Source organism: Bacillus sp. UNC438CL73TsuS30 (assembly GCF_000482325.1).
In the GTDB taxonomy this organism is placed as follows: Bacteria; Bacillota; Bacilli; order Bacillales; family Cytobacillaceae; genus Neobacillus.
The window spans coordinates 22,773-37,511 of record NZ_AXVA01000035.1 but is presented as its reverse complement, the minus strand read 5'-3'; the positions used below and the strand labels follow the sequence as shown (position 1 = coordinate 37,511).

General features: G+C 41.5%; 14 protein-coding genes and 1 rRNA gene. 11 read left to right on the top strand and 4 right to left on the bottom strand.

The window, feature by feature from the left end:
* Nucleotides 1-5 precede the first annotated feature (5 nt).
* Both rrf and M028_RS32800 read left to right on the top strand, forming a co-directional pair.
* A 5S ribosomal RNA gene (gene rrf, locus M028_RS0112575) occupies nt 6-122 on the top strand.
* A gap of 270 nt (nt 123-392) precedes the next feature.
* Entirely contained in the window at nt 393-536 is a 144-nt protein-coding gene (locus M028_RS32800; protein ID WP_155925588.1) for a hypothetical protein, read from the top strand.
* A 150-nt stretch (nt 537-686) separates the two neighbouring features.
* Here the strand turns inward: M028_RS32800 and M028_RS0112560 are convergent, their stop codons facing one another.
* Together M028_RS0112560 and M028_RS0112555 are read right to left on the bottom strand one after the other, a co-directional pair.
* Nucleotides 687-1,700 carry a DUF3231 family protein gene (locus M028_RS0112560; protein WP_026574206.1) on the bottom strand — a complete coding sequence of 338 codons (1,014 nt, stop codon included), beginning with the start codon at nt 1,698-1,700 and terminating at the stop codon, nt 687-689.
* 236 nt (nt 1,701-1,936) lie between these two features.
* Nucleotides 1,937-2,836: a VanW family protein gene (locus M028_RS0112555; RefSeq protein ID WP_026574205.1), complete on the bottom strand. Its 900-nt coding sequence runs from the start codon at nt 2,834-2,836 to the stop codon at nt 1,937-1,939.
* A 489-nt stretch (nt 2,837-3,325) separates the two neighbouring features.
* Here M028_RS0112555 and M028_RS0112550 point away from each other — a divergent pair, with 489 nt between their 5' ends.
* The 7 genes from M028_RS0112550 (at nt 3,326) to M028_RS0112520 (ending at nt 10,246) form a co-directional block, all read left to right on the top strand.
* Nucleotides 3,326-4,765, top strand: coding sequence for a GntP family permease (locus M028_RS0112550; RefSeq protein WP_026574204.1), 1,440 nt, complete (start codon nt 3,326-3,328; stop codon nt 4,763-4,765).
* Nucleotides 4,766-4,805: 40 nt separating this feature from the next.
* Nucleotides 4,806-5,591, top strand: a complete 786-nt coding sequence (locus tag M028_RS0112545) for a 3-hydroxybutyrate dehydrogenase (protein WP_026574203.1) — start codon at nt 4,806-4,808, stop codon at nt 5,589-5,591.
* Between the two features lie 126 nt (nt 5,592-5,717).
* Nucleotides 5,718-7,142 carry a sigma-54 interaction domain-containing protein gene (locus M028_RS0112540; RefSeq protein ID WP_035424115.1) on the top strand — a complete coding sequence of 475 codons (1,425 nt, stop codon included), beginning with the start codon at nt 5,718-5,720 and terminating at the stop codon, nt 7,140-7,142.
* Between the two features lie 42 nt (nt 7,143-7,184).
* Entirely contained in the window at nt 7,185-8,141 is a 957-nt protein-coding gene (locus M028_RS0112535) for a 3-hydroxyacyl-CoA dehydrogenase family protein (protein ID WP_026574201.1), read from the top strand.
* A gap of 257 nt (nt 8,142-8,398) precedes the next feature.
* Nucleotides 8,399-9,100, top strand: a complete 702-nt coding sequence (locus tag M028_RS0112530; protein WP_026574200.1) for a CoA transferase subunit A — start codon at nt 8,399-8,401, stop codon at nt 9,098-9,100.
* A 27-nt stretch (nt 9,101-9,127) separates the two neighbouring features.
* Nucleotides 9,128-9,781, top strand: a complete 654-nt coding sequence (locus M028_RS0112525; RefSeq protein ID WP_026574199.1) for a CoA transferase subunit B — start codon at nt 9,128-9,130, stop codon at nt 9,779-9,781.
* A gap of 210 nt (nt 9,782-9,991) precedes the next feature.
* Nucleotides 9,992-10,246 carry a hypothetical protein gene (locus M028_RS0112520; RefSeq protein ID WP_026574198.1) on the top strand — a complete coding sequence of 85 codons (255 nt, stop codon included), beginning with the start codon at nt 9,992-9,994 and terminating at the stop codon, nt 10,244-10,246.
* Between the two features lie 256 nt (nt 10,247-10,502).
* On the opposite strand, the gene M028_RS0112515 is transcribed toward M028_RS0112520, so the two are convergent.
* Nucleotides 10,503-11,192, bottom strand: a complete 690-nt coding sequence (locus M028_RS0112515; RefSeq protein WP_026574197.1) for a response regulator — start codon at nt 11,190-11,192, stop codon at nt 10,503-10,505.
* 2 nt (nt 11,193-11,194) lie between these two features.
* Nucleotides 11,195-12,787 carry an ATP-binding protein gene (locus M028_RS0112510; RefSeq protein WP_051591021.1) on the bottom strand — a complete coding sequence of 531 codons (1,593 nt, stop codon included), beginning with the start codon at nt 12,785-12,787 and terminating at the stop codon, nt 11,195-11,197.
* A 225-nt stretch (nt 12,788-13,012) separates the two neighbouring features.
* Between M028_RS0112510 and M028_RS0112505 the strand changes: the two genes are divergently transcribed.
* Both M028_RS0112505 and M028_RS0112500 read left to right on the top strand, forming a co-directional pair.
* On the top strand, nt 13,013-13,891 hold the full coding sequence (locus tag M028_RS0112505; protein ID WP_197031414.1) for an ABC transporter ATP-binding protein: 879 nt from the start codon (nt 13,013-13,015) through the stop codon (nt 13,889-13,891).
* The gene (locus M028_RS0112500) at nt 13,854-14,711 is read left to right on the top strand and encodes an ABC transporter permease (protein ID WP_035424114.1); all 858 of its coding nucleotides are present in this window, start codon (nt 13,854-13,856) and stop codon (nt 14,709-14,711) included. Before M028_RS0112505 ends, M028_RS0112500 begins: the two co-directional genes overlap by 38 nt.
* Nucleotides 14,712-14,739: the final 28 nt, after the last annotated feature.

The following is a 14,739-nucleotide window of genomic DNA, read 5'->3' as shown; positions in this document are numbered from 1 at the left end:
AATAGTCTGGCAATAATGGCGAGAAGGTCACACCCGTTCCCATACCGAACACGGAAGTTAAGCTTCTCAGCGCCGATGGTAGTTGGGGGCTGTCCCCCTGTGAGAGTAGGACGTTGCCAGGCAGAAAAAGACCAACTTATTCAAAGTTGGTCTTTTTTGATGGCTAAAGAAAAATGGATAAAACAAAGAATCCGGCTGGACTGCAAATTAATTTCGGAGTTTCTTTCATATTTAGATTAAGACCGTCTGAGTTTATCCGGACGGATTTTTTATGTGTTTAAAGAGTGAAAGAATGGTTACTCAGTAGTGATATGATTTTTTATCAGATTGTCCAATCCCTTTTGATATATTGGCATAGTATGTACTAACACTAAAACTAAGAAGGGACTATTATGAAGGTATTAACTAGCTTTTTTAAAATAGGGATTGGCTCGAATCTGGTTGTATTTTTAGCGATGATGCTTCTTCCTGTTTTCATTGTTACCGATCAATTGGATGTTTTTGAGAGAATCATTTCGAATATTTCGGAAAGATAAAGCTGCCTATAGAATTGGGCATCTTTTTTTATCATGATTTTCATATAAGCATGGATTGTATTTGGCAATTAAAAAAGGCTGTTTATGGGAGTATTCCTAATGATATAAAAAAGTCCTTACTCCTTTAAGGACTTTCAATGTGAGTTATATTTACTTATTTCTTATTAATTCATCTCTATCGGATGCCATTGGAGGCTGTTCCAACCATCCATTTTTTATCATGATATTTGCTCCATCTTCGGAATACAGCTGAACTTCTAAGGATAGCCTGTTATACATTGCAGTTATATCGCCTCTTGGACTTTGACTGACAGCTGTACCATAATACCCGATGCTCAAACCAATTAAACTAGATGTGAAGAACATCATAAGTTTATCGGAAAATGTGTAAGCTGTACTATTTGTTATTTCTGAATCCCACCCCATTGGTGCAGGTAGTTTACTTTCCTCTAACTTACTTCTAAATAATTTAATATGTTTATTCCCAATTTCTAATCCTTTTAAAAAGAATTGTTTTACATCCTTATGTTGTGTGACCTGACTAAATCCAGTAAGTGCAGCAACTCCCAATGCGTTTCTTTGGAGATTGGTAAATAAATTATCTACTTCAGCTGCTGTTAATGGTCTTTTCTCGCCAAACACATCTAACATAAACCATTGCTTTTTTACAAATTCGACCTTCTCTAAATTAGGCAAGCTGGGAGATCGAATGAACAATCCTTTTGACAATAATAAATCGGTTGATTTTTTAAATAATTGCATTGTTTCAGTAAGGCAGTCCATGTAATAGGCTTTAATGTCATCCCTTACAGATGCTGAAACACTACCAGCGTATGATGTAAGACCAACCTTAGACATTTGGTTTATAAAGTTAAGTACAAAACTGTCAGAATAAAGTCTAGGGGCAGTTAAGTCCACATCTTCTTTTATACTAAAACCATATGGAACTACATGTTTTTCTTCAGTTAAAATGACTTTAATTTTTTCAATATGTGTGTTAGTGAGCTCTAGTGCATATTGAATTAATGGCTTAATTTCTTCATCTTCAGCTTTTTCTAAAAAATACGAAAGAACACATTTGCTAGAGCTATCATTTAAGTATTGAAGCCAAAGTTGAGCAATCTCACCTGCTGTCAACCTGATCTGGTTTCCCTTTTCCTCCATAAGTAACCTCCAAAAAAGATATACTAAAAAATACCTTTCCCCAAAAATCACTCTGGTATGTATTGGCTATATTTATAATGAATACCTAACCGTGTAAAATATGAACTAAGCAATCGCTGGCGTTGTCTTAAGATTTGCCTTTTCTTTTGCCCGCATCTTTTAGCAATCGTAAATTCAATTCGACAAAATTCGGGTGGTGACAGGCACCACCCGAATTTTGTCGAAGAATGAGAACTTTACTTGGATAGACTATCTTGTCCATTTGGAAGGTACGGGACCTTTTTAGGCCGATAGGTAATCACATCTGAGGAGTAGATCTCAATGATTAGTTTGTTCTCAGATGTTTTTGCTTGAATAAGAATGGGTTGGTTATATTTATTTTCAAAAACGAGGTCCGGTCCATTCCAGCTTACTGTAGCGTCTCTGCCAGGTGGGACGTAAGAAACTTCTCTACTGTGTGAATTACGTTGTATCACGTTTAATCCCGCATTATCTACTGCATTAAAAAGGGTCGTGGATACTTGACAAATTCCACCGCCAATATCCTCGGAAAATTCCCCCTTAATAATGACTGGTGCGGCCATATATCCTTTTCCTGGCGTTCTTTTTCCAACCACTTTATTAAAGGAAAATCTTTCACCTGGAAACAGAACATAGTTATTAATCGCTTTAGTAGCAAGAGAAATATTTCTGTTCCGCTCTTGATTAAAGTTATTAAAGGATGTTACATATCTCCCAATTTTTTCACTTCGAATCGTACCAAGCAATTCACTGTCCACTCTAGGATAAACTCTCTGTATGGGAACCTCTAATTGGGTTGAACCTTTATTAAAATAATAAGCATAAACTTGTTCGGTAAAAGTTTTACGATCTAACTTGTAACCGACTTGTTCAGGTATGATGATTCCTTGATGATTAATAATGGCATTTTTAGGATTTTTTGAAACATTTTTGTCGATTTCATCCATTAACTTATTAACCTTTTCTAAATTCATCGGTAGTTCGGGTATGTTCATTGAAAGATCAGAACGATTCACAACGGACAATGGCTGTCCATTGTTCGTGAGGAACAAATTTCCTGGCATAAACACTTGTTGAGATAATATAGCTAGCCCTAGCAACCAATTTACATTCATTTTATGAGACCTCCCTTATTTTATTATGAGTTGAATTCGGTATATCTATGTAAAAAAGGAAAATGTTCATTCCTCTCTAAAGATTCCGAAAATCAGGAATGTTTAAAATAAATTTCCGAAAAACGGGAATTTTCCGTTTTTTCGGAATGGACAGATGAGGCTGTTTCAGTAAGTATCTAGTTTTTTGCATTGGCACGATACTTGCAAGTTATTGGAATAGCGAACAAAATTTATGAACATCTTAGGGGGTGCATGAAGGAGAAACAATCGTTTTACTAAGAAGAAGTTTCGTCCATTTATAGAGGTGACAGATGGATTTATGGGGATCATAAAAAGAACTTGGTGTCCGCATTTCTAAGGAAGTTGTATGAACCAAAATGATACCGTTTTCATAGAAACTGGGGTTGGGGTCTATGATAGACAAGAAAAATAATGATGGGTTCATGGAGAAATCAAAAAGAGAAAGAACTAACTAAAAGGGGGATTTATATGGATTTGTTCGTCATTATATTAGCGCTCGGGCTGTTAATGTTTGTTGCTTACCGCGGTTATTCTGTTATTTTATTTGCTCCGATTTGCGCACTCTTAGCGGTTGTACTCGTTGCTCCGAGTCATGTATTACCGTTCTTTTCCGGTGTATTTATGGAAAAAATGGTCGGCTTTATTAAATCGTATTTCGCTGTCTTTTTATTAGGTGCTATTTTTGGAAAGGTAGTCGAAATGTCGGGGATTGCCGAATCCATCGCCAGGACGATTGTCCGCCTGCTTGGAGCCAAACGGGCGATCGTAACAATTGTCCTATTGGGGGCCATTTTAACTTATAGCGGTGTCAGCTTGTTTGTAGCTGTTTTTGCCATCTATCCATTTGCAGCGCAAATGTTCAGACAGGCAGATATTCCGAAAAGACTTATTCCTGGTACGATCGCACTCGGTGCCTTTACCTTCACAATGGATGCTTTACCAGGAACACCTCAAATTCAAAACGTTATTCCTATCGCTTTCTTTAAAACCAATATCTATGCTGCACCAACATTAGGGGTGATTGGCGCCATTTTTGTTCTTATTGTTGGTCTGTTGTATTTGGAGATGAGAAGAAAACAAGCGGAAAAAGCGGGCGAAGGCTATTATGGGTTTGAGGCTGAAACCGCAGCTGCATTAGAAAAGGCGAAAGCGGATCCTAACGAAGCTTCTGCTCCTGATTTAACGGCAAAGCAGCCGCTTGGAAAACAGATCTTTGCATTTGTGCCGCTGATCCTTGTCGGGGTCATGAATAAGGTGTTTATCACCTATATTCCGAAATGGTATCCAAACGGATTTGATTTTTCAGCTATCGGCTTGAAAACGTATACTGTGGATGTGACTACGACTGCAGCGATATGGGCGATTATTATGGCACTGATCGTGGGGATTCTCACTTCACTTCTTTATGATTGGAAAAAGGTAACGAAGAATTTGAAAGAGGGATTAAACACATCCATTGCCGGTTCTCTATTAGCCACGATGAATACAGGTGCGGAGTACGGGTTCGGTGGAATTATCGCGGCACTTCCAGGCTTTGCTAAGATTAGTGGAGGTATTTCAGGGACATTCCATAATCCGCTTGTCAATGGCGCGGTGACCACGAGTACGCTTGCCGGAATAACAGGGTCGGCCTCTGGCGGTATGGGGATTGCCCTTGGTGCGATGGCTGATAAGTATAACCAGGCGATTGCAGCTGCTAATATTCCTCCGGAAGTTATGCACCGCGTTGTCGCAATGGCATCCGGCGGTATGGACACCCTTCCGCACAACGGAGCCGTTATTACCTTGCTTGCTGTTACAGGGTTAACACACAAGCAATCTTATAAAGATATTTTTGCCGTAACGATTATTAAAACCATCGCTGTGTTCTTTATCATTGCCCTCTACACCCTCTTTGGCATTGTTTAAGGGGAAGACTATTATACTCGTAAACTAAGGAGAAGCTATCATGACAAAAGCATTAGAAGGAAAAACAGCATTTATTACCGGCTCCGCAAGCGGGATTGGGCTCGAAATTGCCAAGACATTTGCCCATGAAGGAGCAAATGTAGTGATTTCAGACCTGAATGCTGAAAAAAGTGAACAAGTGGTATTGGAATTAAAGGAGCAGGGTTTTGAAGCATTAGCTGCTCCGTGCGATGTGACCGACGAAGAAGCTTTTAAGAATGGGATTGAATTGGCACAGAAGACGTTTGGAAAAATTGATATTTTAGTCAATAATGCCGGAATGCAGTATGTTGCTCCCATTGAAGAATTCCCAACGGAAAAATTTAAATTACTAATCGACATCATGCTAACGGCTCCATTTATCGGAATCAAACACGTCTTCCCGCTCATGAAGGAGCAAAAGTTTGGCAGAATCATCAATATGGCCTCCATTAATGGAGTCATCGGATTTGCCGGCAAAGCTGCCTACAATAGTGCCAAGCATGGGGTGATTGGCTTGACAAAGGTGGCAGCCTTGGAGGGTGCCGAGCATGGAATTACGGTCAATGCTTTATGCCCGGGCTATGTGGATACACCACTTGTCAGAAATCAATTAGCTGATTTAGCCAAAACAAGAAATGTAAGCTTAGACAGTGTGATCGAAGAAGTCCTCTTGCCGCTTGTTCCGCAAAAAAGGCTATTATCTGTATCGGAAATTGCTGACTATGCTGTCTTTTTGGCGAGTGATAAAGGAAGAGGCGTAACGGGTCAAGCCGTGATTTTGGATGGCGGGTATACAGCGCAATAATTCGTCCGGAAGCTGTACGGGTGTATTAGTAAAATTTTGCTAGGAATGGATGGCTTTCTTTCCTATCTTCGAGGGTCTGCCTTTTTGTTATAATAAGGTAAAAAAGGTGACGAGGTGGGAAAGATAGTGAATCCAGGATTTGAACAAGTTCCTTCTAGTTGGCATGAGCAAATTATTAATCTACTTGCTGAACGAGTCGTCATCGTCGATCGTGAGGGCATTATTCTCTATATCAATGAAGCCTATTGTGAGTTTATCGGAACAACGGTTGAAAAAGCTCTGGGACGTCCAGCAATGGAAGTGATTGAAAACTCACGCATGCACATCGTTGCGAAAACAGGGGAAAAGGAACTAGCTTCCCTTCAACCGATTAACGGCAGTGAAATGATCGCCAATCGTTTCCCGCTTTTTGAAAATGGGGAAGTAGTCGGGGGCCTTGGAACTGTGATGTTTCGCAACCCTGAGGAGTGGCGGATGTATCAAAGCAAAATTCAGCATCTTGTGGAAGAACTGAAGTATTATCAAACCAAAATTCAAAAGGACATGAAAAGTAAATACAGCTTCCAAGATTTAATTGGGACCAGTTCCGCGTTCCTTGCGGCAAAAGAACTTGCCAAAAGAATTTCCGACAGTAATTCTTCCGTCCTGCTGATTGGCGAGTCTGGAACAGGAAAGGAATTATTTGCTCATGCGATGCATGATAACAGCGTTCGTTGTTTCTCCCCGTTTGTGGCGATCAATTGTGCCTCTATTCCGGAGCATTTACTTGAGTCGGAGCTTTACGGGTATGAAGAGGGTGCATTTACAGGGGCAAAAAAAGGCGGCAAGAAGGGGCAGTTTGAACATGCGAACGGGGGAACCCTTTTTCTTGATGAAATCGGGGACATGCCTCTTTCGATGCAAAGTAAACTATTAAGGGTTCTGCAGGAGAAAGAAGTGCGGCGTGTGGGTGGACATAAATCGATTCCAGTCGATGTCCGAATCATTGCAGCCACCCATCGGGACCTAGAAAAGATGGTAGAGGAAGGAAACTTTCGTCAGGACCTTTACTATCGCTTAAATGTCATAAAGATTCAAATTCCTCCGCTAAGAAAGCGAAAAGAGGATATACCTTTAATTTCAATAAGCCTATTAAAAAAATTAGAAAAAAGGTTCTACCGAAAAGGAATCGAACTATCGAATGAAGTGCAGGAAAAACTCATGGAGCACACATGGCCAGGCAATATTCGGGAGCTCGAGAATGTGCTGGAGCGCTGCATTAATGTGATCGACGGCAAAACGATTCAACCGAATCACTTGCCATTGTATTTACGCGACCAAGAGCCCAAGTTGGAACGTCAAGACCAACTAAAACCAGTGATTGACGCGACGAAGACTGAAGTTGCTCCTTTACCTGTTCAACCCTTAAAAGAAACCATAGCCTTGGTTGAAAAACAAGCCATTCACCAGGCACTGGCACTCACGGGCGGAAATAAATTAGAAGCTGCCAAGCTGCTTGGAATTAGTAAAACCAGTTTTTATGAAAAATGCAAATTATATGATGTCAAATAGCAATGCCGCCTAGATGGAAAGGCCTCGGGAGGGAAGTCAAAAATGATTCAACAAATTTCCATTATTGGTTCGGGTGTAATGGGGAGCAGCATTGCCCAATCTTTTGCTGCTAGTGGTTATTCTGTCATGATCCATGATTTAAATGAAGCGTTGTTACAAAAAGCAAAAGAGCGGATTCTTGAAAATGTTTCACTGATGGTGGAAGAAGGCGGTCTCAATGAGGGACAACAGCAATCTGTTTTAGCGAATATTGACTATACTGCTGATTTAGAGGAAGCGGTCAGGGAAGCTGATTTTATTCTTGAAGCGATTCCGGAAGTGATTGAGTGGAAGTGGGAGCTTTACGAAAAATTGGAACGGCTGATGAAAGCGGATGCGATTTTGGCCTCCAATACGTCGACGTTCCCTATCTCACGTTTAATGGAAAAGGCAGCTTTTGCCGATCGGATGATGATTACGCATTTCTTTAATCCAGGCAATTTAGTCCCGCTCGTTGAACTTGTGAAGCATCCTCAAACCAAAGAGGAGGTTGTGGAGGCGACCATGGATCTGATTCGCCGGATTGGTAAATCTCCGATTCTCTTAAAGAAAGAGATTTCCGGCTTTATTGCCAACCGTTTGCAAACCGCCTTAATGCGGGAAGCCTTTTATTTGTTAAAAGAAGGCGTAGCTAGTGCACGGGATATCGATACAGCGATCACGGCCGGACCTGGATTTCGCTGGGCGTTTACTGGGCCGATTGAAATTGCCGATTTCGGCGGCCTTGATACCTGGCAGCGCGTGTTTGAAAATGTAGCTCCTGATTTGGATCAAAGTGTCGAAGCCCCTAAGGTCATTCGGGAATTGGTTGAACAGGGAAAGCTTGGAACAAAATCAGGTGAAGGTATATTTCCATATGACGAACTGCTCGTTTCCCAAAAGCTGAATGAACGCGACCGCAACTTTATTAAACTAGGAAAAATGAAAGCCGATGGCGTTCTACATCAGGTAAAAGTTTAATAGAAGGATCAATCTGTAGGTTACTGAATTTAAAAAGAATGCTTTATTAAAGTTCAATGTTGATTTTTGAAACAGGTTGATTGGAGTGGAAGGCACGAAGACTCCTGTGGGAGTACGGGGCAGGGGAGACCCCGCAGGAGCGGAGCGACGAGGAGGCTCCCCGGAACGCCCACGGAAAGCGAAGTGCCTGGAACGGAAATCAACAGACAATTTTAAAGAGCCTAAAAGAATATGAGATTGAAAGGTGATGAGTTTTAATGGAAAAATATAAAACGATTGATTCAATTGAAGAAGCCATTCAGGATATCCAAGATGGAGCAACGATCATTGTTGGCGGCTTCGGTCTATCCGGTATCCCGGAAAAAGCCATTCTCGCTTTACGTGATAAAGGAACAAAAGATTTAACGATTGTGAGCAATAACTGCGGAGTAGACGATTGGGGACTAGGCCTTCTATTAGAAAATCGTCAAATTAAAAAAATGGTCTCTTCCTATGTCGGGGAAAACAAACTATTTGAGCGCCAATTTTTGAGTGGGCAGCTTGAAGTAGAATTAGTGCCACAAGGGACACTCGCTGAGAGAATTCGTGCCGGCGGTGCTGGAATTCCCGGATTTTATACAGCAACTGGTGTAGGGACACCGATTGCGGAAGGAAAAGAACATAAAGTGTTTAACGGACGGACCTATATTTTGGAAGAAGGAATTGTCGGAGATTTTGCCTTTGTAAAAGCATGGAAGGCAGATCCGTTTGGAAATCTAATCTATCGAAAAACAGCCCGCAATTTTAACCCGCTTGCCGCAATGGCCGGAAAAGTCACCATTGCCGAAGTGGAGGAAATCACTCCAATCGGTGGGTTGGATCCAGATCACATTCATACCCCTAGTGTTTTTGTTCAAAAGGTCTTCCTTGGAACGAACTATGAGAAGCGCATTGAAAGACTTACGGTTAGCAAAGCATAGAGAAACGATTTGGGAGGAGAATACGCGATGAGTGAAATGAGACAAAGAATTGTAAAACGGGCGGCACAAGAGATCCAAGATGGGATGAATGTGAACTTGGGAATTGGAATGCCAACGCTTTTGGCAAATGAAATACCGACGGATTATAATGTATTGCTTCAATCCGAAAACGGATTATTAGGGATTGGACCCTATCCGGTTGCAGGGGAAGAAGACCCGGATTTGATTAATGCAGGAAAAGAAACCGTTACGACTGTTCCAGGTGCTTCCTATTTTGATAGTGCGGAATCGTTTGCGATGATTCGGGGCGGGCATATTGACCTTGCCATTCTTGGCGGGATGGAGGTTTCTGAAACCGGGGATTTAGCCAATTGGATGATCCCAGGTAAAATGGTTAAAGGAATGGGTGGTGCAATGGATCTTGTTCATGGTGCCAAACGTGTAGTCGTGATCATGGAACATGTGAATAAACATGGTGAATCAAAGGTAAAAAAGACATGCTCTCTGCCATTAACAGGTCAGCAGGTGGTTCACCGCTTAATTACAGATTTGGCCGTCTTTGATTTTACTCCGGAAGGTATGGTCCTCGTCGAAACACAGGAGGGAGTTTCGGTAGAAGAAGTAAAGAATAAAACAGAAGCTGCTTTTTCTGTTCAACCGGAATTGCTTTTAACAAATTAAAATCATCATCCAAAGAAAAGTGTTTTTTACGCACTTTTCTTTTCTTTTATTTCAGGAAAACATTGAAGCTTGTGAATGTCGAAGTTTGACGAAAAATATATTTCCTTGTATCCGCTTTCAGTTGTTAAGATAGTTTAGGTTAAAAATTTATAATATTTAGTTTTCCGTAATTAATTTGAAAAGTCTTTTATTCTAACGGGAGGTTCTATCATGCATCAAATAAGCACTGAAAAAAGGGAGAAGGGAGTAAGTACAAAAACGGTTCGCTTAAGTATTGAGGTTCCAGAATGTATTCGTGATGAATTTCGGGATGCAGTCGAGAAAAATGGAAAGTGCATGAAAGATGTTCTTAGGCTGTATATGCAGAAATACATATGGAAACAAAGCGAATTGCAAAGAAATCGGGAAAAGCGTCGTCAAAGTATTGTTAAAAATAAAAAAGGATTGGCCCTTATCAAGGATTGATAAGGGTTTTTTGTCGGTTAAGTTATATTTTGTGCATGAGTTTAGGGTTCGATTTTACAGATATCAACAAATCTTTGCAGGATATCCACAAAAAATAAATTTTATCCACAGTTTTCCGGAAGATATCAACATAGATTTTGATTTTATCCACATATTTTCTGGATATATCCACATAAGGCAGGATATCTACAAAAAGTGAGCAAAAAAAATGACGTGGAAAGTTCCCCACGCCACGATTTCATCAAAAAACCCACTCCTACTCCACTAGCCGGTATAACCTCAATGGACGGCCCACGGTTCCGTATTGCTGTTCTTCCATCAATTCATGTTCTTCAACCAAATGAGAAAGATACGTTCTTGTCGTGGATAGACTAACACCGGCTAATTTGGCAATTTGATCGGCGCTCAAGGGACTGGCTGAAGTGGTGAAGCATTTTTTTATTTTTTCTAATGTCCTTAAATCAATACCTTTTTGATAGAGTGGGAGTGCAGTTGATTCCGAGATTCGCAGCTTTTTTAAATCATCTACCGTTCCTTGATCCAAAAGGGTGGAACTTGATAGGCGTGATTTGAATTTCAAATACTTATGTAAGGATATTTTCAGCTGGTTTAAGTCAAAGGGCTTGATTAAATAATCGATAATACCGAAGCGAAAGCCGTCCTCCACCACTTCCAGCTCTTTTGCAGCGGTTATTAAAATCACATCACAACGTTTATTTTGCATGCGAATGGCGCGAAGCAGCTCAATTCCGGAACCATCGGGAAGGTAGACATCCAGCAGAACCAAATCCGGTTCCGCCAATTCTAGCATATTGATTGCTTCTTCGTAGTTATGGGCAGTCCCCGCCAGCTGATACCCTTTCTGTGCAGAGATAAATTTACCATGCATCCTGGCAATCATGAAATCATCATCCACCACCATTACCCGCAAATCTTGATCAGCCATCCTTATCCCTCCGTAATTGGTAAGCTAACTTGTAATATTGCTCCTTCTGACGAAGAACTCATCTCGACAGTTCCATTTAATCGTGAAACTAGACGTGAAACTAAAGCTAAGCCAAATCCCCGGCCTTCCCCTTTCGTTGTACCACCATCCGCAAAAATTTGATCTCCGAGTTCCGGGTCAATCCCTGGTCCATTGTCACTTACTTGTAAAATCAGCTGGTCCCGTTCCTCTTTAATATAGACCGAAATCATCGCGGCGTCTCTTTCCTTCGCCTTGGTGGTTATGGCTTCCACTGCGTTTTCAATCGCATTTCCCAGAATCGTTAAGACCGTTTCCCGATGGGGGCAAATTTCCGATACTCCGGAATTTTCACTGATTGTCAGCCCAATTCCCAGTTCCTTCGCCCGGTGCATTTTTCCAATCAGAACACCCACAATCGCGGGATCACGCACCTTCGCAAGAAAAAAGTTAAGGACATTTTGCTGTTCATGATGGACATCTTCGATAAGGTCTTTTACTAAGTCAAATTCTTTCATTTGAATCAGTCCTGAAATCAGGTGAAGCTTGTTCATAAATTCATGACGCTGACTTCGTAGGGTATCGACATATTGCCCGATATCAGCTAAGCGCTGGTCCATCTGATCGAGCTGCAGTTTATCGCGAAAGCTAGCGACAGCCCCGATTACTTTCCCATCCATTTGCACAGGAACCCTGTTCACCACCACTAATGAATTCCCGATAATCATTGGCTGGTCATTGTGGGAAGTCCCTTCCTCAATGATTTCATACAGCCTAGAGTTCGGAAGGATGGAGGTGATTGATTTTCCGATTAAATCTTCTGTATTTTGTGCAAGCATGCTTTTCGCTTCCTGATTGAAGGTCATGATTTTTCCGTTTGTATCAATAGCCACGATTCCTTCACGAATCGATTCGAGAATGGCCGCTTGCTGTTGAGTGAGAAAAGCAATTTCGTAAGGTTCTAAATTAAGAATTTCCTTTTTTATATGGCCGGAGAGGATCCAGGCTCCTAATAAACCAACTATCAATGCGACTAACCCGATTCCGATGACTTCGAGAATGAGAGAAGTGAGTTTTTTCCAGATATTCTGCATGGTAAATCCTACAGAAACCACGCCAATTTGATGATGCTTTTCATTAAAAACAGGATATTTGCCTCGAATGGAATATCCAAGAGTCCCCTTTGCCATCGTAATACTCCCATGGCCGGAGAGCACCTTTTTGTCATCATCGCCCACCATATGCTTGCCAATCTGGGATCTGTCAGGATGACTGTAGCGAATTAAGTTCATATTGGAAACCACAACAAATTGTGCCCCCGATTCCTTTCGGATATCTTCCGCAATGGGCTGTATGGTGGAAGAGGGATTCGGATTTTTAAAGGCTTGAACTACTTCCGGCAGGCCCGCTACAGTTTTAGCTACAGACAACGCATTGCTTCCTGTCTCATCATATTCCCGGTGAACCATAATGAAGGAAAGGGTCACGATAAAAAGGACAAGGACAAAAAGGAGATTTACCAAGATCAGAAGATTCATTTTCGTTCGTAACTTCACTTTTCTTTTTTTACCGTTCAAGCTTTTCCACATCCTAGTTTGCTTCAATGATGTTAATTTTCAGAAAAATATGACTACCCTTATTTTAAAGTAAAAAAGGAATACCAGTCTATATCCAAAACGTTATTTTTCACGTTGTGAAAATCGTTTTAATTGTGTTTATTCTCTTTATTAACGATATTGTGTAAACGTTTTCATAATAATTTGAATTTTCTATAATCAGACTTGTGAACGTGAGAAAAAATAATGAAATGGGGGAATCAAGTGGGTGCAGTGGAGAAAAAGGTGTATCGGGCCATGACAGAATCAGCTCCAGCCATGATGGAGTTAAATGGTGTGACAAAGGAGTTTGTTAAGCCAACTGGAGAAGTCCATACCGTATTGCGCAATATTGATTTGAAAATACCAAAAGGGGAGTTTGTTTCCATTGTGGGTCCAACAGGTTGCGGGAAATCGACGACCTTAAGCTTGATCGCCGGGTTCGAACCGCCATCTGCCGGGGAGGTTCTGATTTCTGGTGAAAAATTAGAGGGAATTAACCCAAGGGCAGCCTGTGTTTTTCAAACAGAAAATGCCTTTCCCTGGAAAACGGTCATTGACAATGTTTCGCTCGGGCTGCGAATGCGGGGGATGGCAAAAGCGGATGCCTATGAGGAGGCAAGGAAATGGATTGCCCGTGTTGGACTCAAAGGATTTGAGGGGCATTATCCTTCCCAGCTTTCCGGTGGGATGCGTAAGCGGGTTGCTTTAGCACAATGCCTCATTGTTCAACCCGAGATTCTTCTAATGGACGAATCCTTTTCAGCCCTTGATGTCCACACCAGACATTTAATGGAAGATGAATTGCTAAGGATTTGGGAAGAAACCTCTGCTTCTGTCTTTTTTATCACGCATGATTTGGAGGAAGCCATTGCTTTAAGTGATCGAGTCATTGTTCTTACAGCGGGACCGGGGGCAACGATTAAAGGGGATTATCGGATTGATTTACCGAGACCGCGAAATGTAGCTGAAATAAGCTTTGATCCTGCTTTTATGAGAATCCATAAGCAGATTTGGGAAGATTTGAAGGACGAGGTGATGATTAGTTATGAGAACGCAAACAAACTACATTCCAAATCCAGCTAATGCGGAAGTGGTTTCACGTAAAGCGGAAATGCGGAGAAAGGCAGTAAAACTTCGGGCGCGAAACCTAAGTCTGCAATTGACGCTGTTTATCCTTCTCATGGGCTCTTGGCAATATCTTTCCAGTCGGAACATCATTGATCCTTTCTTTTTCTCTAGTCCGTTTGATATTGCCAAGCATATCTGGGGATGGGCGGTGAATGGAACAACGGCCGGTCCGCTCTATAGACAATTCATCATTACCTTTGAAGAAACGATTCTTTCTTTTATATTGGGTGGGGTAGCCGGAATTATTTTTGGCTATGCGCTGGGAATGAACGAGCTGCTATCCGTGATTTTAGGGCCTTATATTAAGATGATTAATGCGATTCCCAGGGTGGTCTTGGTTCCAATCTTTATTTTATGGTTTGGTCTTGGGATGTCGTCAAAGGTTGCTTCGGGATTAGTGCTTACGTTTTTCATCGTATTCTTTAATGCTTTTCAAGGGGTTAGAGAAGTCGATCGAAATTTAGTCAACAATGCTCGATTATTAGGGGCTAGCAAACGCCAATTAGCTAGGCACGTTATTATACCGTCTGCATTAACATGGATTCTTTCCAGTTTACATTCAAGCTTTGGTTTTGCGTTAATTGGGGCTGTGGTGGGGGAGTTCATCGGTGCTACGGAGGGCCTTGGATACCTGATTGCCCAAGCACAGGGGGCCTTTGATACCACTGGGGTATTTGCAGGTATGGTCATTCTATCCATCACCGCCTTGATCGCCGATTGGGGAGTGTCAAAACTGGAAAAACGGTTTATCGCATGGCGGCATATCCGTCAATAATGGGGGCTTTTCTTGATTCGCTGATAAA